Source organism: Liberiplasma polymorphum (assembly GCF_043951795.1).
Classification (GTDB): Bacteria; Bacillota_I; Bacilli_A; order Izemoplasmatales; family Izemoplasmataceae; genus Liberiplasma; species Liberiplasma polymorphum.
In genome coordinates this window covers 1-25,956 of sequence record NZ_JBIOAG010000007.1, presented here as the reverse complement: position 1 = coordinate 25,956, position 25,956 = coordinate 1, and the positions used below count along the sequence as shown (strand labels likewise).

The 25,956-nt window shown below is 32.9% G+C and carries 25 protein-coding genes; 23 read left to right on the top strand and 2 right to left on the bottom strand.

Going from position 1 to position 25,956, the window contains the following annotated elements; genetic code table 11:
- The first annotated feature begins 32 nt into the window (after positions 1–32).
- The 14 genes from ACHAJD_RS02660 (at position 33) to ACHAJD_RS02595 (ending at position 18,535) form a co-directional block, all read left to right on the top strand.
- Positions 33–3,785 carry an AAA domain-containing protein gene (locus ACHAJD_RS02660; protein WP_435584313.1) on the top strand — a complete coding sequence of 1,251 codons (3,753 nt, stop codon included), beginning with the start codon at positions 33–35 and terminating at the stop codon, positions 3,783–3,785.
- A 122-nt stretch (positions 3,786–3,907) separates the two neighbouring features.
- Complete coding sequence (locus tag ACHAJD_RS02655) at positions 3,908–5,038, top strand: hypothetical protein (RefSeq protein ID WP_435584312.1); 1,131 nt, start codon at positions 3,908–3,910, stop codon at positions 5,036–5,038.
- A gap of 1 nt (position 5,039) precedes the next feature.
- Entirely contained in the window at positions 5,040–5,765 is a 726-nt protein-coding gene (locus ACHAJD_RS02650; RefSeq protein WP_435584311.1) for an SDR family NAD(P)-dependent oxidoreductase, read from the top strand.
- 92 nt (positions 5,766–5,857) lie between these two features.
- The gene (locus ACHAJD_RS02645) at positions 5,858–6,871 is read left to right on the top strand and encodes a LacI family DNA-binding transcriptional regulator (protein WP_435584310.1); all 1,014 of its coding nucleotides are present in this window, start codon (positions 5,858–5,860) and stop codon (positions 6,869–6,871) included.
- A 187-nt stretch (positions 6,872–7,058) separates the two neighbouring features.
- The gene (locus ACHAJD_RS02640; RefSeq protein ID WP_435584309.1) at positions 7,059–9,665 is read left to right on the top strand and encodes an immunoglobulin-like domain-containing protein; all 2,607 of its coding nucleotides are present in this window, start codon (positions 7,059–7,061) and stop codon (positions 9,663–9,665) included.
- Positions 9,666–9,807: 142 nt separating this feature from the next.
- Positions 9,808–10,758: a family 43 glycosylhydrolase gene (locus ACHAJD_RS02635; protein ID WP_435584308.1), complete on the top strand. Its 951-nt coding sequence runs from the start codon at positions 9,808–9,810 to the stop codon at positions 10,756–10,758.
- A 3-nt stretch (positions 10,759–10,761) separates the two neighbouring features.
- Positions 10,762–12,015 carry an ABC transporter substrate-binding protein gene (locus ACHAJD_RS02630; RefSeq protein ID WP_435584307.1) on the top strand — a complete coding sequence of 418 codons (1,254 nt, stop codon included), beginning with the start codon at positions 10,762–10,764 and terminating at the stop codon, positions 12,013–12,015.
- Entirely contained in the window at positions 11,990–12,907 is a 918-nt protein-coding gene (locus tag ACHAJD_RS02625; protein WP_435584306.1) for a carbohydrate ABC transporter permease, read from the top strand. Before ACHAJD_RS02630 ends, ACHAJD_RS02625 begins: the two co-directional genes overlap by 26 nt.
- A gap of 2 nt (positions 12,908–12,909) precedes the next feature.
- Positions 12,910–13,749: a carbohydrate ABC transporter permease gene (locus ACHAJD_RS02620; protein WP_435584305.1), complete on the top strand. Its 840-nt coding sequence runs from the start codon at positions 12,910–12,912 to the stop codon at positions 13,747–13,749.
- A 14-nt stretch (positions 13,750–13,763) separates the two neighbouring features.
- Positions 13,764–15,494: a glycoside hydrolase family 2 protein gene (locus tag ACHAJD_RS02615; protein ID WP_435584304.1), complete on the top strand. Its 1,731-nt coding sequence runs from the start codon at positions 13,764–13,766 to the stop codon at positions 15,492–15,494.
- Between the two features lie 106 nt (positions 15,495–15,600).
- The gene (locus ACHAJD_RS02610) at positions 15,601–16,413 is read left to right on the top strand and encodes a TMEM164 family acyltransferase (RefSeq protein ID WP_435584303.1); all 813 of its coding nucleotides are present in this window, start codon (positions 15,601–15,603) and stop codon (positions 16,411–16,413) included.
- Between the two features lie 97 nt (positions 16,414–16,510).
- Entirely contained in the window at positions 16,511–17,206 is a 696-nt protein-coding gene (locus ACHAJD_RS02605) for a hypothetical protein (RefSeq protein ID WP_435584302.1), read from the top strand.
- A gap of 10 nt (positions 17,207–17,216) precedes the next feature.
- On the top strand, positions 17,217–17,507 hold the full coding sequence (locus ACHAJD_RS02600; protein ID WP_435584301.1) for a hypothetical protein: 291 nt from the start codon (positions 17,217–17,219) through the stop codon (positions 17,505–17,507).
- 20 nt (positions 17,508–17,527) lie between these two features.
- Positions 17,528–18,535 carry a CorA family divalent cation transporter gene (locus tag ACHAJD_RS02595; protein WP_435584300.1) on the top strand — a complete coding sequence of 336 codons (1,008 nt, stop codon included), beginning with the start codon at positions 17,528–17,530 and terminating at the stop codon, positions 18,533–18,535.
- Between the two features lie 28 nt (positions 18,536–18,563).
- On the opposite strand, the gene ACHAJD_RS02590 is transcribed toward ACHAJD_RS02595, so the two are convergent.
- A complete protein-coding gene (locus ACHAJD_RS02590; protein ID WP_435584299.1) occupies positions 18,564–19,214 on the bottom strand; it encodes a protein-L-isoaspartate(D-aspartate) O-methyltransferase in 651 nt (216 codons plus the stop codon).
- 156 nt (positions 19,215–19,370) lie between these two features.
- Here ACHAJD_RS02590 and ACHAJD_RS02585 point away from each other — a divergent pair, with 156 nt between their 5' ends.
- The 7 genes from ACHAJD_RS02585 (at position 19,371) to ACHAJD_RS02555 (ending at position 22,931) form a co-directional block, all read left to right on the top strand.
- Positions 19,371–19,568, top strand: a complete 198-nt coding sequence (locus ACHAJD_RS02585; RefSeq protein WP_435584298.1) for a DUF4250 domain-containing protein — start codon at positions 19,371–19,373, stop codon at positions 19,566–19,568.
- The gene (locus tag ACHAJD_RS02580; RefSeq protein WP_435584297.1) at positions 19,568–19,939 is read left to right on the top strand and encodes a hypothetical protein; all 372 of its coding nucleotides are present in this window, start codon (positions 19,568–19,570) and stop codon (positions 19,937–19,939) included. The genes ACHAJD_RS02585 and ACHAJD_RS02580 overlap by 1 nt, the downstream gene beginning before the upstream one ends.
- A gap of 73 nt (positions 19,940–20,012) precedes the next feature.
- Positions 20,013–21,461, top strand: a complete 1,449-nt coding sequence (locus tag ACHAJD_RS02575; protein ID WP_435584296.1) for an O-antigen ligase family protein — start codon at positions 20,013–20,015, stop codon at positions 21,459–21,461.
- 51 nt (positions 21,462–21,512) lie between these two features.
- Positions 21,513–21,707, top strand: coding sequence for a hypothetical protein (locus ACHAJD_RS02570; RefSeq protein WP_435584295.1), 195 nt, complete (start codon positions 21,513–21,515; stop codon positions 21,705–21,707).
- A gap of 91 nt (positions 21,708–21,798) precedes the next feature.
- Positions 21,799–21,966, top strand: a complete 168-nt coding sequence (locus ACHAJD_RS02565; protein WP_435584294.1) for a hypothetical protein — start codon at positions 21,799–21,801, stop codon at positions 21,964–21,966.
- Between the two features lie 106 nt (positions 21,967–22,072).
- The gene (locus ACHAJD_RS02560; RefSeq protein ID WP_435584293.1) at positions 22,073–22,240 is read left to right on the top strand and encodes a hypothetical protein; all 168 of its coding nucleotides are present in this window, start codon (positions 22,073–22,075) and stop codon (positions 22,238–22,240) included.
- Positions 22,241–22,268: 28 nt separating this feature from the next.
- Positions 22,269–22,931, top strand: a complete 663-nt coding sequence (locus ACHAJD_RS02555; RefSeq protein ID WP_435584292.1) for a hypothetical protein — start codon at positions 22,269–22,271, stop codon at positions 22,929–22,931.
- A gap of 24 nt (positions 22,932–22,955) precedes the next feature.
- Here the strand turns inward: ACHAJD_RS02555 and ACHAJD_RS02550 are convergent, their stop codons facing one another.
- Entirely contained in the window at positions 22,956–24,752 is a 1,797-nt protein-coding gene (locus ACHAJD_RS02550) for a hypothetical protein (protein WP_435584291.1), read from the bottom strand.
- 122 nt (positions 24,753–24,874) lie between these two features.
- On the opposite strand from ACHAJD_RS02550, the gene ACHAJD_RS02545 reads away from it, so the two are divergent.
- Positions 24,875–25,309 carry a VOC family protein gene (locus ACHAJD_RS02545; RefSeq protein ID WP_435584290.1) on the top strand — a complete coding sequence of 145 codons (435 nt, stop codon included), beginning with the start codon at positions 24,875–24,877 and terminating at the stop codon, positions 25,307–25,309.
- Complete coding sequence (locus ACHAJD_RS02540) at positions 25,309–25,944, top strand: transaldolase family protein (protein ID WP_435584289.1); 636 nt, start codon at positions 25,309–25,311, stop codon at positions 25,942–25,944. The genes ACHAJD_RS02545 and ACHAJD_RS02540 overlap by 1 nt, the downstream gene beginning before the upstream one ends.
- Positions 25,945–25,956 lie beyond the last annotated feature (12 nt).

Sequence of the window (25,956 nt, the reverse complement as noted above, 5' to 3'; positions counted from 1 at the left end):
CGCTTTTAAATTGACTGTAAGGAAGTGATCTCATGCCACTTAAAAGAGACCCATTACTTGATGAACTTGTTTATACTAGGGATCATTTACGTATAAAGTTTCGTGATGCCTATAACAAATCACCTGTGATTTGTAATGACGAAGCTTTGATTGAAATGGCACAGACTAAACCTTTAAAGTTAGATGACTTTAAAGCCATACAAGGAATTAATGAAGCGTTTATAGAAAACTATGCGCATCATTTTTTAGCCGTGATTTTAAGACACAAGCATGCGCTTGTAAACGAAGTAAACGTGTCAAAACAATCGCAAAAAGTATTGTCCAACTATAAAGATAGGTTAACAAACATTTCTAGAAGAAATAGAAATTTATATACATCAAAACTTTCTCAACGCATTGGCGTTGATCTTTTCCAAATCCATTTGTACGATGAACTGATTTCTTTAATTTTAGGTAAAAGAAAAACGGCATTAAGATTAACTGATTCTACCAATAAAAATCGTTCAATAGAAGAAGATAGATTTTACCGTACCCTCACGCTTTTATACCGTGAGATGAACCGTGAGGTAAAAGAAAAAGGGTCTTATGACTTATTTATTGCTTATCCTTTCGTTGAAGGAAAACTTCAAGGCGAGGATTTTGATGTTAAAGCCCCGCTTTTATTCACCCCTGTTTTATTAGAAAGAAAAGGCTATGACTTTTACTTAACCATTAATAAAGAAAAAGATATCTTATTTAACCGTGATTTATTACTCGCTAATAATAAATTTTCTCATTTTGAAGATATTAAAAATGTCCCAATCATTGAAGGATTAAGTGCGAGTATTTTTAATGATGTCATTTTACCGTTTTATGATCATAACCATATTCATATTGATGGAAAACTCTCAACCCACACCTTATTTGAACCTTTCGAAAACACGCTTAAAAAAGATTATAAACGTTTTAAACGTGGCGATTTAACACTAAAACAGTATATCGTTTTAGGTAAATACCAAATTCATTCATCCAAACTACAAGAAGATTTAACCGATATTTTAAATAGTAAATCGTATAACGATTTACTTGAAGGCTTATTAGAAGATCCTTATAAACTTTATAACTATGAAGAATCAACCCCGTTTAAAGTCAATGGGCCTGCGGTATTTAAAGAAGAAGATTTAACGTATATTAACGATTTAAACTATTCTCAAGAAAAAGTATTAGATTTAATTAATAAAAACGATAAATTAGTTATTTGGGGGCCACCAGGGACAGGAAAATCCCAAACGATTACTTCTCTTATTGCAAATCAAGTCGCAAAAGGGGAAAATGTATTAATTGTATCAGAGAAAAAAGTTGCCTTAGATGTTATTCATTCCCGTATGGGGTATGCGTCTAAATTTGCGCTATTTTTAGATGATGCCCAAGATAAACAAACCTTTTATGCGCAAATTAAAGGGCATATTGATCCTTTACCACCAAGTAGAAACACCAATAATGATAAACATGCCATTGATGCGGAAATTGATAACTTAATCGCAAAATTAAAAGAAGCGCATATGTTATTTTTTACTCCAAGTATTGCAAATGTAGAACTTTATAAAATTTATCCGCGCTACGTCAAAACAAAAGATATCAAAGAAGCGTTATTACCAGAAAAAATCCATGATTTATTTTATGAAATGTATGACCCCCTTACTTATGAGTTCTTACAAAACCTTGAAAAACGTTTTGACAATAAACTTCTTTTAAAACGTTTAGTCTTAGTTAAAAAAGCTATGGATGCCTATCCAATCTTAGAAAAAATTAAGAAAAAACTCACACGTAGTGAAAAACTTGTGCGTGCACAGTTTTATAAAGACTTTGAAAGCTTTATTGAACACTACCATCAAACCACGTTTAAATTCAGAAGACGTAAAAAGAAAAAACTATTCATTAAAACCCATATGAAACACATTCCTTTCTTCTTTAAAAAAGTTAAGCTTGCAAGAAAGTTTTTAAGCTTAATTATTGAAGATGACGCGTTTTATCAGTTCATTAAAGATGAACATAAAACGCTAGAAAAAGTAGATCCTGTACTAAGTACGTTATCTAAAGATGAAATGCGCTATATTGATGTATTAATTTATGGATCGCCTTTTAAAGATATGGAAAATATAGAAAACTATCATACAGATATATTTGATGCAATCTATACAGGGTATTTAGAAAAATTTGAAGCGATGAATAAAGACCGCGTCAAAGATATTCACTATTACAAAGAAAACATGCAAAAACTCTCAGACTTAATTGAAGAGAAAAAACAATTATGTAATGAAACTTTTGCGATGAACTTATATAAACATGCCCTTAATTTCAGTAATGCTAAACGCATTATGGATATTAAACGTCGTCTTGATTCAGCCCGTAAATGGAGTGTAGGGAAGTTTGTGCATACGTATCAGTTAGAACTATTTAGTAATGTTAAAGTCTGGATGATGACGCCTGAGGTGGTTAGTGAGATTATTCCACTGAATTTTGCGATGTTTGATTTGGTTATTTTTGATGAGGCTAGTCAGATGTTTGTAGAAAAAGGGATTCCTACGATTTATAGAGCGAAAAAAGTCGTCATCGCAGGAGATACGAAACAGTTAAGACCATCCTCATTAGGACAGGGTCGCTTAGAATATGATGAAGATTTACTTGAAGATGATACAGAAGTAGATATTTCACTCGATGCCCAAAGTTTATTAGATTTAGCCCGATATAAATATAAAGAAACCATTCTTAATTATCATTACCGTTCAAAATATGAAGAATTAATTGGGTTTTCTAATTATGCCTTTTATGACGGTAAACTGATTGTTTCACCGAACTTAGATAAACCGAAAAAACCACCGATTGAATATGTTGTAACCCCAGATGGGTTATGGGACAATAGACAAAATAAACAAGAAGCCGCTAAAGTTGTTGAAATCATTAAAAAGATTTTACGTACTAGAAAAGAAAATGAAACCATCGGTGTCATTACGTTTAACGTCAATCAAAGAAACCTCATAGAAGATTTACTCGATGAAGAAATCTTTAGTAATAAATCGTTAACGAAAAAGATTCAAACTGAGTTAAACCGTTTTGAAGACGGAGAAGACAGAAGTTTATTTATTAAGAACATTGAAAATGTTCAAGGGGATGAACGTGATATTATTATCTTCTCTACGGCATATGCTAAAAATAAAGACGGACGCTTCTTAAGACAGTTTGGGTGGTTAAATAATGAAGGTGGACAAAACAGGTTAAACGTTGCAATTTCTCGTGCTAAGAAAAAAATCTATTTAGTTACTTCCTTTTATCCAGCTGAATTTCATGTAGAAGACTTAAAAAGTTCAGGGCCAAAACTGCTTAAAAAATATATGCAGTATTGTTACTATGTATCCAATAAAGATAGTGATGGGGCAAGACGTATCCTTGAACAGCTCACAGATCAAGAATCTATGCGTGATAAAGATAAACTAAATCTATTACAAGAAGAAGTATTAAAACGCTTAGAACGCGATAATATGGTTGTAGAAACTAATATTGGTATTGGTGGATATAATATTGATTTTGGTATTTATGATGATGTAAATAGTGTGTATAAATTAGGCATTATTTGTGATGTGAATTCAAGTGGGAACCAAGTAGATATTAGAGATGCATTTTACCATCAGGAAAAATATCTAAAATCTAGAGGATGGACATTATATAGAATATTTGGTCCAAACTGGTATAAAGATGCCAATTATGAAATGCGTGAAATTAGAAAAGTATTAAAAGAGATTGATTAAGCAAGCCGAATAGGCTTGCTTATTATTTTAGGATAAATTCAGTAATAAGTGGGATAATATTGCTTTATGACTGGTTAGAGTCTATAATAATTTTATAATATAAATGTATTCAGGGGGATTCTATGGGAGAAAAGTCGCAAAGAAAGATTCAAATACTTCCAATTATGGTGGCTATATTTGCTGCATCAATCAATGCAATATTAACACAAAACATCTATTTGGTTGTTGCTGTAATCATTATATTAACTATTGCTTTTTCAGTGTATAATTTTTACATTTCAAAGAGATTATCAAAAGGGATAAGTGCAGAGAGTACTGCGTTAAAAAGTTCCCAGTATTTTAATGATTACCTACGTAAAATTAATCAATATATTTCAGATAATAAATTTGAAGAAAATGAAGATGTTATTGCAGATGAGATTGGTTCTATTACAAGATCTTTATTACTTTTAGGTGAGTATAAAATTCGTTTAACATTAGGAAAGAAAATGGTTAATCATTCCAAAAATAGTATTAGAAGAATATCTTTTTTAATTGATGAGGTAGGGTGGACTTTAGTGTTGATGGGGAAGAATGAGGCCTATGATAAACTATTAGAAGCTATTACAATGATCGGTGTAAAAGTAAGGCCGATAAATGATCAGTTTTCAGTTGAGTATCATGATGATTCCGATGAAGGATTGAGAAAATTACTTTTATCTATTAGAGCATACAGACACATATCATCAATCCCCACAATTGATTTAGCAAAATGTTTAGATGCAGCATATAAAGCAGAAGCTATTTATAATTACATCATCAATGTTCCTAATATCAATAAACTATTTAACCAAAGTAAACAAGATTCTATGCTTGCAGGAATTTATTATTCAATCGGTGAAATATTCGAAAAAAAATATGAAAAAGATAAAGATAACTTCGCCAGAAAAGTTCATGCGTATAATTACTTGTCGAACGCATTAGATTTCACAACTAAAACTATTGAACTAAGCAAAGACTTTGATAATCACCATCGATTCTTTAAAACTATATTATTAAAAAACTCTATATTAGATAAATACTTAAATATACTAGATAAAAATGATTTTTTATCTTGCATTGAAGAAGAACATAAAGATTTGTTTAAAGATATAACAAGTAAAGAAATACTAGATAACTTAGACATGGCTGAGCAGTTACTTAATGATGCTATCTATGTAGATGAAGCCTTAGAAAAATTCTTAAAACAAAAAATACAAGTAGTTGGTGAATAATATGATGAAAAAGAAAGCTGTAGTTACTGGCGGTGCTAATGGTATTGGCGAAGCTATTGTAAAGAAACTACTAAGTAATAAGTTTCATGTAATCGTTATTGATATTGATGATCAAAAATTAATGGATTTAAAAGCGCGATATTCAGAACTAGAGATTTATGTTTTTGATTTAAAAAATGTTTATAAATTAGAAGAGTTGGCAGGTAAAATAATCCAAAAACATAATCAAATAGATGTGCTAATTAATAATGCAGCTATTCAGGATGAATCAGCATTAGAAGAGGTAACAGTAAACCAGTTTGAACAAGTACTTGCAGTTAATTTAATCAGTCCATTTTTCTTGGTGAAGTGCTTTATGAATCACTTTAATAGTGATGGACGTATATTAAATATCACTTCAGTACACGGCATATTACCAAGATTAAATAAATATAGTTATGATGCATCTAAAGCTGCATTAAATTTAATGACTAAAGAATTAGCATTAACGCTTGCAGATAAAAACATTAAAGTAAATGCGCTCGCAATTGGTGCGACCAAAACACCAATGAACAATATGTTTAAAAATAAACTTCATTATGAAACTTCCGTTAATAAAATCCCTTTAAACCGAGTGACAACTGCTAGAGAAATTGCTAAGATTGTATATAAAATGTTATCAAAAGATTTTGACTATATGAGTGGCACTATTTTAACTTACGATGGTGGTAGAAGTTTAATTAAATAGTATTTAACAGACCAATTATCAAATGGTCTGTTTTTTTAACTTTGTTTTTTGGTAAAAATTTGGTAAAATAGAACTAAATTGGGGTGATCAATATGGCGACGATCAAAGAAATCGCTAAACGCGCACAAACCTCTATCGGTACTGTCTCTCGTGTTTTAAACTTCGATGAGAGTTTAAGAGTTTCAGAAGAAAAGAAAGCGTTGATTTTAAAAATTGCAGAAGAATTACAGTATAAAACAATTTCTCAAAGGCATGCTAAAACAACCTATACCATAGGGGTTGTAAGCATGTATACAACGTTAGAAGAATTAGAAGATCCTTTTTACTTATCGATTCGCTTAGGGGTTGAAAAAAGAATTAAGGATGAAAACATTCATCTAATCGTTTTAAATGATGTGCAAAATGGTTATGACTACAGTAAACTTAAAAACGTTGATGGAATCATAGGGATTGGCCATTTCACAAAACAAGAGATTAAAGCGTTTAGTCAAATTACTGAAAATATCGTTTTTGTTAATTCGAATCCCTATCCAAATAAATTTGACTCCATACTATTTGATGGAGAAAATGCAGTAAAAGAAGTCATGGACTATTTGATTAGAAGAAATCATACTAAAATTGGGTTTATTGGCGTTAAAGAAATTAGAGAAAGTAAAAAAATCGATTTAGCAGAACATCGTTATGAACTCGTCCAAAAGTATTTAGAAAGTAAAGGGTTATACGAAGAAAAGTTTATTCATCATGGCGGAAGAACCTATCATGATGGTTACCGCATCATGAAGAAAATTATTGATACAGATGAACTACCAACCGCATTCTTTATAGGGAATGACTCTATGTGCATCGGCGCATTAACAGCGCTTTATGAAGCTGGAATAAGAGTCCCTGAACATATGAGTATTATAGGGTATAACGATATTGCGCATGCTGAATTTTCACTGCCTCCTTTAACAACGGTTAAAGTCTATACAGAACTCATGGGTGAAAAAGCTTATGAGTTACTCATTGACCGAATTAAAGGAAGAGACATTCCGTTAAAACTTATCACACCGACCAAATTGGTCACTCGTAATAGTGTGGGAAAACACCAAGAAGAAACGCCTTAACGGCGTTTTTTTTCATAATTTTACCACGTGAAACCGATTACTTTTTAAGGTATATATATTTGAAAAGTTAATTATAACGACTATAATAGAAGATGTAAATGTTTTCACTTGTGGTTGACAGGTGGAAAAATAAAAGGTAAAATAATGGTAAAATAAAATAATAGTTTTACCATAAGGAGGAGAAATAGTGAAAAAGGTTTTAGTTTTAATGCTTTTCAGTGTTTTAGTTTTATCTTTAGCGGCATGTCGTAGAACGTATGCAGCACCAACGTTTAGTGGTGTTGACAATACGACGGTCATGCAAGGTGCTACATTTGACCCATTAGAAGGGGTTACCGCTACTGATTATGCAGGGAACGACATTACTGCAGATATTGAAGTAGATGGTTTTGTTAATACATTAATTTTAGGTGAACATGCAGTAACTTATAGTGTTACAGACAGTCGTGGACAAACTACGACGGTTAACCGTTTTATTACGGTTGTATTTGAAACCGATGATCCATGGGCTTTATATAATGGAGACTTTACATTAGATACTGGTGGATGGACTTTAGATACACCAGGTGGATCAGCCACATTTAGTGTGACCAATAATCAACTTCATGCAAATATTACCAACCCAGGAACACAGTGGTGGCAAATTCAAGTCCACCAAACCGTTATGATCACCGAAGGTGAATCATACAGATTTAGCGTTGAAGCATCATCTGCATCAGGAAAACGCATTGGTATCGGGATGGAAGATACTGGTGATGGCTATATGATGTTACCAGGTGGAAATGTTGCGTTTGAGTTAACAGATACAATGGAAACTTATAGCTTCATTTACACAAGTGATCGTACAATAGATACAGCGAAGTTTGTTTTATACTTAGGCCGTATTGGTGATGATGATAACGGCACAGACGTCGTGATTAATGAAGTAAAAATTGAGCGTGTTACATTAGATCAAACCGATATTGAATTTTCAGGACTTGATGATGTAGTCGTTCAAATTGGCGAAAGTTTTGATCCACTTGCAGGCGTTACTGCAATGAGTGGGTCAACGGATTTAACCGCTTCAATTGAAGTAGTTGGAATTGTCCAAACGAACTTAGGAAACAATTCGAATTTTGTTTTACAATATAAAGTAACACACGAGGGATTAACACAGATTGAAAATCGTTTAATCTCTGTTGTCCTTGGTAAAGAAAATGCCTTTGAACTCTTTAACCCATTCTTTGATTTAGGCAATACAGGATGGACGTTTGACTTCCCTGTAGGTGAAGGAACTATGATGGTTGAAGACAGTGTATTAATTGCCGAACTTGAAGATTTAGGTTCTGCTTGGTGGCATATTCAGTTATCACAAGGTGGTATTCATGTTGAAGCGGGTAAATCATATCAAATTACAGTCGTTGCAAGAGCTGAAGGTTCTAAACGTATTGGACTTGGTATTGAAGATACCGCAGATAACTTTAGAGATCTAAAAGGTGAAACGGTTGAGTGGGATTTAACTACTGAATTTGAAACGTATACCTATATCTTTAATGCACAAAGTGATTTAACCACTGTAAAATATGCAATCTTTATGGGACAAATTGCTGGAACTGATGAACCAACTACCGTATATATTCAAAGCTTCTTAGTTGAAGAATTAGAGGATGCTTATCCAAGTATTCACGGGGCTAATAACTTAAGAATATCAGAAGGAACAGCCTTTGATCCACTTGCTGGTGTTACTGCAAGTGACCCAGAAGATGGTGACTTAACAGATGATATTATCGTTACAGGTACTGTTGATACAGAAACTGTAGGCATTTATACATTAACGTATTCAGTAACCGATTCAGCTGGAAATACTGCAACGGCTACTAGAACAATTGAAGTGGTTGAAGCAACTGAAGGTGGTATGAGTGTTATTGATAATCCAGACATGACTACTGAGGCCGGATGGAACTTTGATTTACAACCACATCAAGGTACTATGGCTTATGAAAATGATATGATTGTAATGAACTTAACAGATATTGGGGATGCATTTTGGAATGTACAACTTTACCAAGATGGTATTAGTATTATTTCAGGAAATGCGTACTTAATCACTGTAACAATGCGTGCAGATGCACCACGCACGATTGCATTAGGTCTTGAAGATACTGCAGATGGATTTGCTGATTTAAAAGGTGAATGGATTGAGTGGGAAGTTACGGATGAGTTTGTTACTTACTACTATGTCTTTAGAGCAGATAGAACCATTGATTCTGCAAAACTTGCGTTATTCTTAGGAAAAATTCATGAAGATGATACCGCAGGACTTGTTGAAGTTACTTACTTCAATATGGTTGAAGCAGATGAACAAAATATTTTAAATAATTCAACATTTGATTCAAATGATGACTGGAATTTCGACTTCCCAGTTGGAACTGGAACAATGGATGCAGTGGATAACCAATTAATCGCAGATTTAGATACAATTGGCGATGCTTGGTGGCATATTCAACTCCATCAAACAGATGTTTCAATTGATGCTGGTGTTACCTACTTAGTAACATTTAGAATCTCAAGTACAGAAGCAAGAAGAATTGGGTTAGGGATTGAAGACCCAGCCGATGGCTTCAAAGATCTAAAAGATGGCCAACCAGTTGAATGGGATATCGATGATACATTAAGAACGTATTCATTTATCTTTAATAGTAATGATACGATTGACACCGCGAAATTCGCTTTATTCTTTGGGTATCACACTGAAGGTGACGTACCAAGTGTCATTACCGTAGAAAACTTTATGGTTATTAGAATTTACGAATAAAAAAAATGGGGGAGAATCTAGGATTTCTCTAGATTCTCCGCTATAATTAGGACGTGATGTTGTGCGAAAATATTTAATTGTGCTCTTGTTTTTATTAAGTTTTACTTTATATGGATGTAACCTATTTGAGGGGGAAAAACCTGTGAAAACCTACCAAAACCCTGTCATTGAACCAGTCTTTGCAGATCCTTCAATTATCCGTGCAGAAGATGGATACTTTTATGCGTATGCAACCGAAGACTTTTTTGATTATGAACATGGTGTACGTTATGTAGCAATATTTAGAAGCAAAGATTTAGTGAACTGGGAAGACATGGGTGATGCATTTGAAGAAAAACCTTCTTGGAAAGGGTTTGCGTTCATATGGGCACCAGAAATAAAATACTTTAATGGTCTATATTACTTATACTATTCATTATCGGTGTGGGATGATCCTAATCCTGCCATAGGGGTTGCAACAAGTGAAACCCCATATGGTCCATTTACCGATCACGGTAAACTTTTTGATAGTAATGAAATAGGAGTCCCAAACTCGATTGATCCATTTGTATATATTACAGAAGAAAATGATAAATGGATGTTTTGGGGAAGTTTCCATGGTATTTACGCAATTCAGTTAAGTGAAGATGGCTTATCTACAGTAGGTGAAAAAATTCACATTGCTGGGAATGCCCATGAAGCAACCTATATCATCCGTAAAGAAGGGTACTACTATTTATTTACATCAACGGGTTCATGTTGTGCTGGTGCAAACTCAGGCTATGAAACCAAAGTAGGGAGATCAACAAGCTTACTAGGCCCTTATGTTGACCGAATGGGTAGAAATCTTAAAAATAGTGCCGGTTCCTTAGTTATTGGCCATGGTGAAACTTACGTAGGGAATGGTCATAATGCCATCGTTCAAGATGATGCGGGCGATTACTGGATTGTTTATCACGGCATTAATAAAAACGAACCATTTTTACCAAATGGCGCAACAAGACGCCCAATGTTAATTGATAAAATCATTTGGGATCAAGACGGATGGCCACAAGTAAGAAACTTCAGGCCATCAGAAACAGAAACTGAAGCACCTTATATAAAGGAGGATTAACTGATGAAAAAATTACTACTGACATTTTTAATTAGTTTAATGACAATAAGTTTATTAGCATGTGGTGGCGGTAACAACAACGATGATGACGGTGTTGTAGTCATTACATTTTGGAACATATTTACAGGACCAGATGGTCAAGAAATGCGTGCAATGATTGATGATTTTAATGCTGAATTTGAAGGAGAAATTCGCGTGTTAACGCAAACCATTCCTTCAGCTGACTTTTATGAAGTATTAAATACAGCAGTCCCTCAAGGACAAGGACCAGATGTAGCGATCATGCATTTAGATCATATACAGCGTTATGCATCCTTACGTATGCTTGATCCATTTGATCACTTACTAGAAGATGCCGATTTTGATGAAAGTAACTACATTGAAGCCGTATGGAATGCAGGCGTATTTGAAGGGGAACGTTATGCGATTCCTTTAGATGTGCATCCCATTGGACTATATTATAATAAAACGATTTTAGATGCTGCAGGGGTTAGTGTTCCGACAACTTACCAAGAACTTGTTGATGCCTGTAGTGCATTAGAAGGCCATGTCCAACACTGTTTACCAGTATCATCTACTTGGCCTTCACAAACATTATTTACAGCTAGTTTATTCCAAAACGGTGGCCAAGACTTAGATGAAAATGGCGAATATCCAGCCTATAATTCACCAGAAGGCTTAGCAGCGTTAGAAGTATTCCATAACATGATTTACCGTGATAATATTAGCCCAGCTAATATTGGCGTTGATGAAGATTTAGCCTACTTTAGACAAGGTAATGCAGCCTTCCATATTAACGGGATTTGGATGTTAAACGGAATCATTGATTCAGGGATTGATTTTGGGACTGCACCGATTGCAACGTTATTTGGAGAAACCCCAGCAACTTGGGCAGGATCACATAACTTTGTTATGCCAAGAGCACGTACTGAATCACCAGCAAAACAACAAGCAATTTTAACCTTTATTGAATATATCACAAGCAATAGTATAAGATGGGCAAATGCTGGACAAATTCCTGCAAACTTATCTGTATTAGCTAGTGATGAATTCTTAGCACTCGAACACCATAATACTTTTGTGGATGTTGATACGATTACATTCGTTAATGCATCACCGTATTTTGATGATGCATTTAGCCCAATTTATTCTCGTGTAACTGCGGCAATGATTAATCGAAACGCAAACTTACAAGCCTTACTAGATGAAGCTGAAGCAGAAGGAATCCAACGTGTCGACGAAGCCCTTGGTAATTAAGGAAAAACTTAAAAAGTTTGAACCAGGGCTATTCATTCTTCCACATTTAATTTTATTTTCAATATTCTTTATTTTCCCGTTTTTCTACGGATTAGTTATCAGTTTATTTAATTGGCATTTATTCTTTCCAGAAGATAGAACCTTTATCGGGCTTGCCAATTATAGAAGAATATTGTTTGAAACCGATCATATCTATTACCAATACTTTTGGAACGGATTAAAAAATACTTTTACTTTTGTTATATTATCCGTCCCAATCCTAGTTGCTTTTCCGTTATTAATTGCAGCATTAATTAATGTTGAACCAAGAGGGTATAAGTTTTTTAGAGCCGTATTTTACTTACCAAGTTTATTCTCAATTGCAACGCTTGTGCTTATATGGCGTTGGGTGTTAAATACCAACATTGGGGTATTAAATGTAACGCTTGGTCATTTAGGCTTTGAAAACATTCCCTGGCTTGCCTCACAGCCTTTTGCCTGGATATCCCTTGTACTTATGACGGTATGGTGGACAATTGGTGGAAATATGATCATCTTTACAGCGGCACTTAAAGAAGTACCAGATAACTTGTATGAGGCTGCAGACATTGAAGGTGCAAATATATTTCAAAAATTCTTCAAAATTACACTCCCTTCTATAAGAAATCAATTGGTTTATATATTTATTATGACGACCCTTGCAAGCTTTAATGTCTTCGGCCAACCACAACTTGCAACGGGTGGTGGCCCACAACAATCAACAACCGTTTTAATGATGTATATTAGAAACATTGCTTTTGGTGGGGGAAGACCAAATCCAGGTATTGCAACCGCGATGGCGGTTGTGCTTGGGATAATTATGATCATCATAAGCATTGTACAAACCAGAATTATTAAAAGGATGGGTGATTAAATATGGCAATTAAAGCAGTTGAAAAAAGAAAAAAACGGTTGTCATTTACCATATTAAGCATCATTTCCTTTTTCTGGGTTATGCCTGTTATTTGGGTAATATCAACTTCATTTAAATCAGAACGAGAAGCAGTAAGAGGAGAACTTAACTTGATTCCTCGTGAATTCTCACTAGAAGGTTATCGTTTTATCTTCACAGATGATAACCACAATATTCTTCATTATATTAGAAACAGTTTCATAGCAGCAACAGGGCACACGTTACTCTATTTACTGATTGCATCACTTGCTGCTTATGGTTACGGTATTTTAAGGTTTAAAGGCCGCGATAAAATATTCTGGTTATTAATTTCAACCATGATGATTCCTGCGGTTATGAATCTGATTCCACTTTACTCAATTATGATTCGATTTGAGTGGTTAAATAGACTTCAAGCCTTAATCATTCCAGGACTTGGCGGGATATTTGGTATTTTCTTATTAAGACAGTTTAATTTAACGATTCCAAGAGAATTAATTGAAAGCGCGCATATTGATGGCGCTAATAACTTCCAAATTTATTTACGTATTATACTCCCTTTAACTAAACCCGCTTTAATCGTGGTAGGCTTATTTAGTTTCATGGGTAACTGGAATGACTACTTATGGCCGCTCATTGTTTTACATGATAATTCCGTTAGGACCTTACCTGTTGGGCTTGCCCTAATGCAAGGGACATACAATATTTATTATGCAAGACTTATGGCAGCAACAGTTGTCTCCATTATTCCTGTTCTTGCGTTATTCTTAGCATCACAACGATTCTTTATTAAAGGAATAACCATGACGGGTATTAAACAATAAAGCGAGGTAGAAACATGAAAAACACTTACCCAAGACCACAATTCGAGCGCGAGATGTGGCTTAACTTAAACGGTAAATGGGATTTTACCTTTGATGACTCAGATCAAGGGTTAAAAGATAAATGGTATAAAAAACCAATTAAGGATTTAACCATTAATGTCCCATTTTGCTATCAATCAAAAGATAGTGGTATCTTTTCAAATGAAGACCACAGTATCATGTGGTATCAAAGAACGTTTAAAGTAGAAAAAGAAGATACCATTAAAATACTAAATGTCGGTGCAATCGATTACCGTTCAGATATCTTCATTAACGGAGAACTTGTCCGTACGAATTTAGGGGGTAATGTTTCTTTTACAGTCGATATAACAAATTATGTCAATGTTTCAAAAGAAAATGTTATTACCATTCGTGTTTTTGATGATATGAAAGATATTGAAATCCCTAGAGGAAAACAATATTGGAAAGAAGAAAGTGAAAACATCTTCTATACAAGAACATCTGGAATTTGGCAAAGTATATGGTTAGAAGAAGTCCCAAAAACCTATATTAAACGCACCAAATTTATCCCAGATATTCTTACAAATTCGATTAAAATAGGATATTACTTTGAAAACTTAGAAGAAGATTCTGAACTTGAAACAGAGATTAGTTTTAACGGTAAAACGGTTATCGCAACAAAAGTTAATATTCATGCAAATTATTATGAAGCTGTTTATTATTTAGGGAAAGCAAACGATCAAGATAAAAATCATTTTTGGTCTCCAGAAAACCCTAACTTATATGATGTAACCTTTACCCTTACATCAAGTAAAGGCATCGATCAAGTAAAAAGTTACTTCGGTATGCGTAAAATTTCGATTGAAAATGGAAATATTATGCTAAATAACCGTCCTTATTACTTACGTCTAGTTTTAGATCAAGGCTATTACCCTACTTCATTACTAACAGCCCCTAATGATGAAGCCATGAAACAAGATATTAACCTAACCAAACTCATGGGCTTTAACGGCGTTAGAAAACACCAAAAAATAGAAGAAGAACGCTACTTATACTACGCTGATAAAATGGGACTTATTGTCTGGGAAGAAATGCCTAGTGCGTATAAATTCTCATCAAAATCTATGATGAATTTACTTGATGAATGGCAGCGTGCCATTAAACGTGATTATAATCATCCATCTATTGTGGCATGGGTACCAATCAATGAATCATGGGGCGTACCTAACTTACTCAATAGTCCTAGAGAAGTCCATTTCTTAGAATCAATGTATCATCTTACTAAAGCATTAGATGATACCCGTATGGTGATTTCAAATGATGGCTGGGAACATGGAACCACAGACTTACTAACCATTCATGACTATGAATCAAAAGAAGCTGTCCTTGAAGATAGATATCATAATCTTGAAACCATATTAAACAGCTTACCAGGTCATAGAATCTTATTAAACAAAGGCTTCACCTATAACAAACAACCGATTTTAGTCACAGAATTTGGTGGGATTTCGTTTGAGAAATCTTCAACAAAAGGCTGGGGTTATTCAAGTGCTAAAGATCCTAAAGACTTTGAAAAACGCTTGTCTCATGTCTTTAAACCGTTATACAAATCCCCATTTATTCAAGGCGTTTGTTATACACAGTTAACCGATGTTGAACAAGAGATTAATGGGTTACTTACTTATGAAAGAGAACCGAAAATCCCACTAGAAATTATAAGAAGTATTGTATTAAACCAAAACTAAAAAGATTGGCATTTGCCAATCTTTTTTTGTAAAGGGTTATAAATATGATGAATTCTTTCTTTTGTTAAGCTATAATATAGTTAGTTAATATAATAGAGGTGAACTTATGACGTTTAGTATGTGGAGTTTTGGGCACTATCTTTTTTTGATTTCTCCTTTTATCACTTTATTAATTTTATATCTTTTCACCCATAAAAAGACGCTTAGTGAAAATAGAAAAATAGGGATTATTTTAAGTTTAATCGCTATTGGACTTTTAATCCTTAGAAACATCGAAATATGGGTGGTAAGTGGGTACCAGTTTGATATAGAGTTACTGCCCCTACAGGTATGTCATTTTGCGAACTTTGTATTGCTGATTGCGTTTATAAGCAATAAACAAATCTGGTTTAACTTTGCTTTGATTTTAAACTTACCTGCAGCCTTTGTATCAATCTTGTTTGCGAATGGTTTAGAAAATTATGCGAACATATTAACCTTACGAGGGATTGCGTATATAATTGGCCATATGTTACTTGTAAGTATCCCTTTATGGACTTATTTAGTAGGCTTTACCAAACTAAATTTTAGAACATTTTTTAAAACCGTTAAACTTGTGGCCATATTATATTTTATAAGTTTCTTTATTAATAATTTAATGTTCGTATTATTTAATCAATACAGTAACTATTTTTATTCATTAAAACCTGAACTTGGAACACCACTAGAATCATTTTATAATATGGGAGAAACCATTTATATCTTTAATATCTTTAAGTTTAATCCTATATACCTATTATTAACCGCACTATTTGCAGGGGTAATTATGTTTACACTATATATTGGGTTTTATCTTCATCAAATTAAATGGTTTAATCAGTTGTTTAAAAAAGATTCTAACATTACCCAAGAGCGTATTGTTATCACTGAATCAGAATAATAGTAGGGATGCAAAGGCATCCCTTTATTTATAAGCACTTAAAACAATAGAAATTATGACGAATTTCACGTATAATGAACTTAGATGAGGTGGTCATATGAAACGATTAACCATGCTTTTAATCTTAACATTTACACTGATTGGGTGTGTAAAAGTCCCAGAGACTGATAACCAAAGTGTTGCACAAGTTTTTCAAAATTTAACCATTAATTTAGAAGTTGTATTTGTTAATAAAATGTATGAGGTTGATGGGGTTAGTGTTGATCACATCGAAATGTTAAATCAAATCAATTCTGAACGTATTTTAATTCATGTTTTGATTCATAGTGAGTTAGAAACACTTCAAGCAGATTACAAAGTACTTATAACCCCCAATTTTGTTTACTTAACGCAAGGGATGCATAGAGTAAGTCATCATTATGATATTACGAATAAAAATGAATTACAGACGTTAATAAACACCTACACTGATCTTTTAGATTTAACGAAATTTACCAATAACGCTTTAACTAGTTTAGCGCTTAGTTTAAATGATAAAAACTTCAGTACCCATAGTGGAAGAGTGTTTTTTAGTGGAGAAACACTAAAAGAACCATTTTTACCGCCTAATTCAAGGAGTAAAATAGAAATGGTTTATAAAAATAACACCCTACTTGAATTTCATTTTAGAAATGAATACCTTTTTGATTCAACGAAGCAAGAAAGTAATTACATTAGTGGTATTCATTACTTTTTTACCGATCAGTTAGAGATAGAATTTCCACCATTACAAGAATTTAATCCAATGAGTTAGGAGTGTTTTTATGATACGCTGTAACGTATGTACAACAAATAATGAAAGTAACGCAAGATACTGTAAGCGATGTGGAGCCCAATTAGAGCAACAATCTAAGCAGCAAAATATTATTGTAACTGTTGATGAACCAGCAGGATGTTTACTTACACTGATTGCGATTATTTGGCCCATTGTTGGCATCATATTATATATCTTATGGTTTAATAATTATCCAAGACGTGCAAGTAGTATCCTCACCGCAACCATTATAGGTATAGTAATTAACATATTATTTTTTGGAAGTGTATTTATTAGATAAGACAAAATTTAGGAGACTTTATGAAAATAAAAAACTATTTTACCCCAAAATCTTTTGTCTATACGGGAGAACATCATCATATTGAGACTAAAATTGTTCATTACCATTTTAACGATACCACCCTTAAAATGTCGAACAATTTTAAACCGTTAGATTTTCCTAAACATTACATACAAGTAATTGGCTTAAATGACATAGAAAAAATTCAAGCACTAAAAGAATATTACACGATTGATTCACTTATTTTAGAAGATGTTTTTAATGTGAAACAACGTAATAAAATAGAAGTCAAACCAGCGTATTTATTTGGTGTATTTCATATTGAACATTTGCATGAAGGTGAAATATTAGATGATTATATGAGTTTATTCATGTTTAAAGACACGATCATCAGTTTCCATGAAACAGAGCCAGTTTTTTTACAACCGCTTCACGCATTGTTTGAAACGCATAAAGAAATAAAAGAAAAACCGATTGATTACTTATTTTATCAAATCCTTGATATCATAACCGATCAACACATTGATGTCTTTGATGAAATAGAAAATTATATGAGTGTTTTTGAAGAAGAAATTTTAGGATCTAAAAATATTAATCAAGAAGATTTTTATATCGTTAGAAAACAATTATTAAGACTTAAAAATAGTGTTACACCAACCTTAGAACAACTTGAACGTGCACTTGAAAGAAGCGAATTATTTACTAAAGAAAGTGAAGGCTATTTTGAAGATTTAACCGACCATTTAAAACGCCTTGATAGTCAAGTCAATCAAGCAAGAGAACTTATGAGAAACTTACTAGATCTTCACATAAATAACCAGTCAAATAAAATGAACCGTATTATGACAACCCTCACCTTATTTTCTGCTATTTTTATTCCGCTATCTTTTTTAACAGGATTTTTCGGGATGAACTTTGTGCATTTTGATATTTTAGAGTATGAATACTCTTTAGGTATTTTTATTGCCATGTGTTTTATTTTAGCAGGGCTCATGTTCTTACTGTTTAAAAAAATGAAATGGTTCTAAAAAAAACGATGCTTAACTAGCATCGTTTTTAGTATTCAAATTCTTCTTTTGAAATAAGTGGGACAAAGCGACACCCACCTAGTGGGGTTTCTTTGATTTTGCCTTCTTTTTTTGTTAAGAGCGTTAGTTCTTGATAAAAGTACCCACCAATTGGAATGACTAAGCGGCCATCTTCTTTTAATTGATCGATTAACGCTTCCGGTACTTTTTTTGCGGCAGCACTAACAACAATGGCATCAAACGGACCGTCTTTTAAAGCTCCCTTAGAACCATCTCCGTGGCGGTAGATAATATTTTTGTAGTTTAGTTCGTTGAGTTTAGCCATCGCAGAGGTTTGAAGGTCATTAATACGCTCGATGGTTACAACTTCGCTAGCTAATAAAGATAATATGGCTGTTTGATAGCCTGAACCAGTCCCTATTTCTAATACACGGTCTGATTTAGATAGTTGTAAGGCTTCAACCATATAAGCCACAATATAAGGTTGTGATATCGTTTGATTATGGCCGATATCAAGTGGGTGGTCGTGATAGGCATATTTTGCGTATTCTTTTGGTACAAATTCGTGTCTTGGAACAGTTTTAAACGCTTCAATTACTTCTTTACTTTGTACAGAACGTGCTTTAATTTGATTATAAACCATTTCATCTCTAAGTTTTTTAAATGTATCTTCACTCATCAAATCACCTCAGTTTATTAAAAGAATCCCTTACTATATCTCTTTTATACCATAGAAAAGCAATAATTTATATTTAAACACATGTGAAATACATACTACTTATAAAATAATGATTTATCTAGTATAATATAAGTATCTTAAAGAGGAGGGAATTAGATGATTAATTTATCAATCACCCCAGAAGTCCTTTTAAGTTTGGTGAACACAAAACTTCGTAATGACTTTCGTTCATTAGATGTGATGTGTGAAGAACTTGAACTAGATCAACATGAACTTGAAAAAAGACTCAGTGATATTGGGTATGTTTATAGTGACAAAAACAATCAGTTTATCTTTAAGAAAGAAGGCTTATAATGCCACTTATTAATGAGGATTTAATACAAAAAATATTAAAACATAGTTATACAAAACTAGAAGAAGAACATAAACAAAGAGCGCTTAATAATTTACGTCATGTTCCGACTGAGGTTACATTTAAAGCCAATAAAAAGCTTAGAAAGCTTTTTTTAACCATGAGTGATTCCCAACTGATGGAACTTTATTTAATTATTATGTTAGGAAGAAAAAACCCTACATCTAATATAGAAAAAACCTATAATGATTTAGTAACCCTTGAAAAACGTTATTATGAACGCAATCAAAAAATAACTTATTTACTTAGTCTAGAAACATTACATGATGAACTCGTTGAAGGGTTAGTATTTTTCAAGCAAATATCTACTTAGTTTATGCTTTGACTAAAAGAGGCTAAAGTGGTAAACTTTAACATGATTATTATTCCTGTAAAGAAGGTGCAGTATGAGTCGTTTAATTACATTTAAATATAAACAACTCTCTCAATTACTTGAGCGCTTTTTTTATAGTGATTTTTATATAACCCGTTTAAGTGTTATAGCGATTGCCGCATTCTTCTTACGTTTAGAAATATATGCCATCTTTTTTCTGGCCTTTATTATAGCGATTAACTTAATCTTTGTTAAAGATGTCTTACCAACGTTTTTACCCCTTCTATTAATAGGGATGGTGCCTTTAGCAAGATATGGTGAGGTTAGCTATTTTTATCCAGTATTATTATATGCGTTAATTTTTATGATTCCGGCGATGCTTTTAAGGGCGTTTATTTATCCTGTTAAATTTAAAATAGGCCGCTTTTTTTATCCCACCCTTGCGGTATCATCATCCATTGTCTTAGGTGGATTATTTGCGATTAGTCTAGAAGATTATTTTGCCTTAAGAAGTATCTATTATGTTATTGGGTTAGGACCCTTCATGGTCCTTGTCTATTTTGCGTTAGAAACTTACCTACCTAAAGATAATCACTATATGGCGATGTATTTTGCGAAGATTATGACAGCGATTGGGGTAATGGGCATTGCGATGTATTGGGGTAGTATTGCTTTAAATCAACATTTAGTTGATGAACAGTTCCCTAGAAGTTTATTTCAGTGGCGTAATAATGTATCTAATAATTTACTTCTTAGTATGCCCTTTGCGTTTTACTTAGGCTTAAAACATAGGTATCCTGGTATTTATTTTACGATTGGTATCTTACAGTTTGTGACGCTTATCTTTTTATTTTCTCGTGGGGGCATGATTTCTGCCGCCATTGTATTTCCGTTTATAATGGCCGCAACCATCTTCATCTCAAATGGAAGAAAGTATATTTTAGTCATTGACTTTATCATCGTTATGGCACTAATCTATTTTGTGTTTGAATGGAAAATTGCGCCTTGGTCTGAAATCATCCAAACGATGATCTCAAGACTTAGAGTAAGCGATACAGAATCAAGGGCGATGATGTACCGATATGCAGTCGAACTATTTTTCAAGTACCCATTATTTGGAACAGGGCTTGGGTATGATGTGGTTTACTACAATCCTCAACCGATGGCGATGTTTTGGTATCATTCAACCTTCTTCCAGATTGTAGGAAGTTTAGGGTTATTTGGTATTGTAGCTTATGGATATCAGATGGTTGTAAGAGGCTATACACTGCTTGAAGAAATATCAAGATTTAGTATATTTGTGGCGTTATCAATTTTTGGGTTTGCTTTATACTCAATGGTCAATGTTGGCTACTTTATTCCACTTCCTTTTGGACCGGTTGTTTTAGGGATGTTTATTATATTAGAACGCTATTCACATATGATTAAAACCAATAGACATTTAAGAAAAAAAGAACGTTTATTCAAGTATTACCGTATCCGCCCATTTATATTTATTAAAGACAGTGAATCCGATAAATAAGGATTCACTTTTTTAAAGCCGTGCTATAATTTTTATATAGGAGGGATTTTTATGCGAAGAGAGGATGAAAAGGTTCATGTTATTAAAGTTAAAGAACAAGTCGATCATGTTAAACCGCCTAAAGTGACTCCACCCAAGAAATCATTTTTTAAAAGCCCAACATTTGTTAAAATTCGTACAATATTTGTAATCGTGTTATCGGTGTTAGCGATTATTATTGTAAGTATACTTATGATTTTAAATTAGTTTAATTATTTACTGAAAATGCGTCTTTATAGCCTAGATAATATTCATTAGCCTTTAAAAATGGTATAATATTAATGATGGAGGTGTTTGCATGAGAAATGTACATGAACAAGAAAAAGATCTAGAACGTGCTATTCACTTAATTGAAGATGATAAAAAAGATACACATATGAAAAAAAGACCCAAACTACATATTATTGTATTAACGGTTATGCTAATCCTGTTTTTAGGCATCATCATAGCTTCTATAGTCTTTTAATTAGTATTCGTAAAACAATACAAAATTAATACTAACTTCATAAAAGCCGTTAAACTAACGGCTTTTTTTGTTATAATAAGAGTAAGTTAAAAAAAGGGGTGGCGCTATGCGTAATTTATATACAAGTGTTAAAACAAAAGAACGCCTTGATCATATAAGAGATGGGTATGAAAATCAAGATCACAATCACAATAGACACAAGATCCATATGATAAGTAAATTAATTATGTTCATCATCGCACTTGGCATTGTTGTGGCATTCTTTATACTATAAAAAAACATCTACTTACTGGAGGCATTACATGCAAAAAAAGACTGTCAAAAACGCACAGACTAAAGACCATATGATTAAGGCCATTATTTTACTCGTATTTTACTTTACCTCAGGGGTAGTGCTTTTTATTCCTGGTCTTTTTGTTTTGGTATTTGATTTATTTGTTGGTACACGAACATTCAAGATTTTTTATATGACTGGGATGATTATTGCCTTTATTGGACTTTTAATCAGTTTATGGATTTATAGAAAAAATGTTTATAACGATTATAGACAAGAAAAGGCTTTAAACCTCAAAAGAAGAGAACTATATTTAATCCTATTATTTTCTGGATTAACCTTTTATAGCCCATTTATATTCTCACCAATATTTTATTTTATCCATGATGGGTTTTTAGTGCACTCACTTAGAATGCCACTCTTAATGTTTGTGGTTATATTAAATCATTTACTTTTACTACCCATAGGGGTATCACTTATACGCTTACATGGGTTAAATGTTGGACAATATTTAACGATGAAATTAAAGATTTTATTTATCTTTGTGATTATCTTTTACATACTTAATCCAGCCTTTCATATTTGGACGATGTTTAATAACGTCTTCTTTATGCCCCCACCCTTAAACGTTTTATTTTTAATCATTTCAGCACTATTTTATTTCCACTTAAAAAAGCAAAAGCAAAGATAAAAAAACGCCTCCTCAGGAGGCGTTTTACATGAAATAATAAAAGTAAATGTTTATTAAGGTTAGGATAAATACAACCCCAAGTTTTAACCAAATCTTCCAGTTGTTCTTCATGATATCAACACGGAGTTCGTCGTGTGTTGCATCATCATAATGTCTAATATAATCTTCTTCGCTAACAGGATAGACTTTAACAATTCTGTGAATTAAGTACGCTATGCCAAATGAAACGGCTAAGCTTAATAATTGGTAAATATAGTAGTTGTATAGGAATAAGAAGAAGGTACTGTTTGCTAAAAAGTTTGGATAGATCATAAATAATGTAGCCGCAAACCCTGCAAACCATAAAATACTTAAGATCCAGTTATTACGTTCAAGAGAAGCTTGTCTTCTTTTAAAGCGTTTAAGTTCTCTTGCAAAACTTTTTTCAAGTGGAAAACGGACTTGCTTAAGTTTTTGTTTATGGCTTAAATCAATCATGTCATTGTATAAGGTGTTTTGATAGCGGTAGTAAATTTGCATTACGGGTTGAAGTTTATAAATATAATCAAAATTAAATTCATGTTTAAAACGTTTACTTTTTTTAGGTTTTTTAAAGTTCTTTTTCAAATCTTTTTCAACACGTTTTGAAAGTTCTTTATGGGTAATTGGTTGATTCATACTAAATACGTGATCATTACATTCAAGCGCATAAATTAAGGATTTTAAAGAATCTACCTTAACAAAATTTGCTTGGGTTTCTTCAATATTCCCTTTATCTTCAAAAGGCATTTCTTCATTTACCCATGACTTATTTTTCTTCGTTTTCTTAATGATTGTTGGAATTTTAACGGTCCCTGTTTTCTTTAAGCCTTTTCTAACGGTTTGTTTTTTCTGTATTTCTTCTTCATAAATTTCTTCTTCAATCACGCGTTTTTTATAAGTGATTTTTGCATCGTAATCATAAACGATTTCGATATTAAAATGCATGGTGATATCAAACGTGTTTAAAGAAACGATTTGAGAAAAGTTTTGATCGATGGCTAAAGACGTTTTCATTCTGGTTAACGTCTTTTCTAAATACTTATTTAAAGGCATAATATCTTTTGGATAGTAAACCCCGTGAGTATAAATAAATTCAGTGCCTTTTAAAACGCCGTCGCCTTCAATGGTATCACGTAAATACATACGGGCTTTTTCAGCATCTTTCTTTTTAAAGCCTTTATAGAGGTCTTCTTTAGGTGAATATAAGTAATAAAGTTCACGCGCCGCATTTACATCGGCTGTTGCGGCGTAATAATCTTCCATAAATTTTAAAGCTTTATTATAATCTTGATAATGTTTATCTGTAAGAAATAGCATCGCTAAATGAAACTTGGCTTTAATTAGACCGAATTCCATGGCTTCTTTTAAAAACTGATAACTAATTTTTGAGGATTTAAACATAGAAATATCATAAACACTTAAGAGGGGATCAAGCCCATCGTACTTATCAAATAGATAATATTTATAAAATGATTCTCTAGATTTTTTAATGTCTTGTAAGTCTAAATCATAGTCGCCTTTATAAAGATACCCTAACATTTTGTACGCACTAAAAAACTTGTGTTTTGCGGATTTTTTAAAATACGTAAACGCAAGTTTATATTCTTCTTGATCAATCTTTAAATGTCCCATGTGGTATAAGGCTTCTTTGTGTTTTTTCTTTGCGGCTTTTTTAAACCACTTTTCCGCTGTAAGTTTATCTTCCATACAGTCGGTCCCTTTTAAATAGCGCATACCAAGTAGGAACTGATGATCTTTAGAACCACGATTTGCTTTTTTAGTGAGTAGTTTTAGGTCCATAAAGCGCCCCCTTATTAGTCTATTTTACACTATAAGTCGTCTGTTAACAATTGATTTATAAATTACGATTGACTTGTATAATTTCATCTAAAGCATTAAACTATAATTAAAGGAGTGATTGTATGAATCGTTTGAATATTATAACATTAGGGGTTAAAGATATTAAAAAGAGCTTAGCATTTTATAAAGGGTTAGGATTTAAGACATCTTTAGACGAATCTTCTAGTATTGATATTGTATTTTTTGATAACGAAGGGACCAAACTAGCGCTATATCCACTTGAGGCATTAGCGATGGATATTCACCTTGCTGATCCCCCTAAAAAAGGGGCTGGATTTAACGGCATTACGATAGCTTATAACGTTTTAGAAAAAAACTTAGTTGATGAAACATTAGCACTTGCAGAAAAACTTGGCGGTAAAATCATTAAACCCGCTGATCAAGTATTCTGGGGTGGTTATAGTGGATACTTTGAAGATATAGATGGTTATATTTTTGAAGTGGCTTATAGTGAAGCATTTAAGTTTGATGAGGCAAACATGTTGGTGGTGGAATAATGTTTTTAATTGATTCTGCGAATGCACTTAAAATTCATAAAATCAGTCATTATTACCCAATATACGGTGTAACAACAAATCCGACGATACTATCAAAAGAAGCCTCAGACACTGGTGATATATTAAAAGAACTAAAAACACTACTTAAAAATAAACCGCTATACATTCAAGTCGCATCACTTAATTATGATGGCATGATTCATGAAATCACTGCATTAAAGCCGTTATTAAGTAAAGAAGATTTTATAAAGGTTCCAGCTACTAAAGAAGGCTACCGTTTTATGCGTAAAAAGCATAAAGAATATAATATTGCCGCAACGGCAGTTGTATCATTAAATCAAGCGATGATGAGTATTGCGGCTGGGGCTAGTGAACTCATTGTTTATGTTGACCGTATGATTAAAAATAACTTAAATCCGTTTGCGTTAATTATGGATATTAAAGATATGATTTATGATAAAAATCTAGATATTAAAATCATCGGAGCGAGTTTTAAAAGTAAAGATCAAATAGAAGATGCAATGATTGCAGGGTGTGATTATGTAACAATACCACCTGAATTATTTGAACAAGCCTTCACCGAAGATTTAACAGAACTCAGTGTAGAAACGTTTTATAAAGACGCAAAAAAATAAGGACTTCGAGTC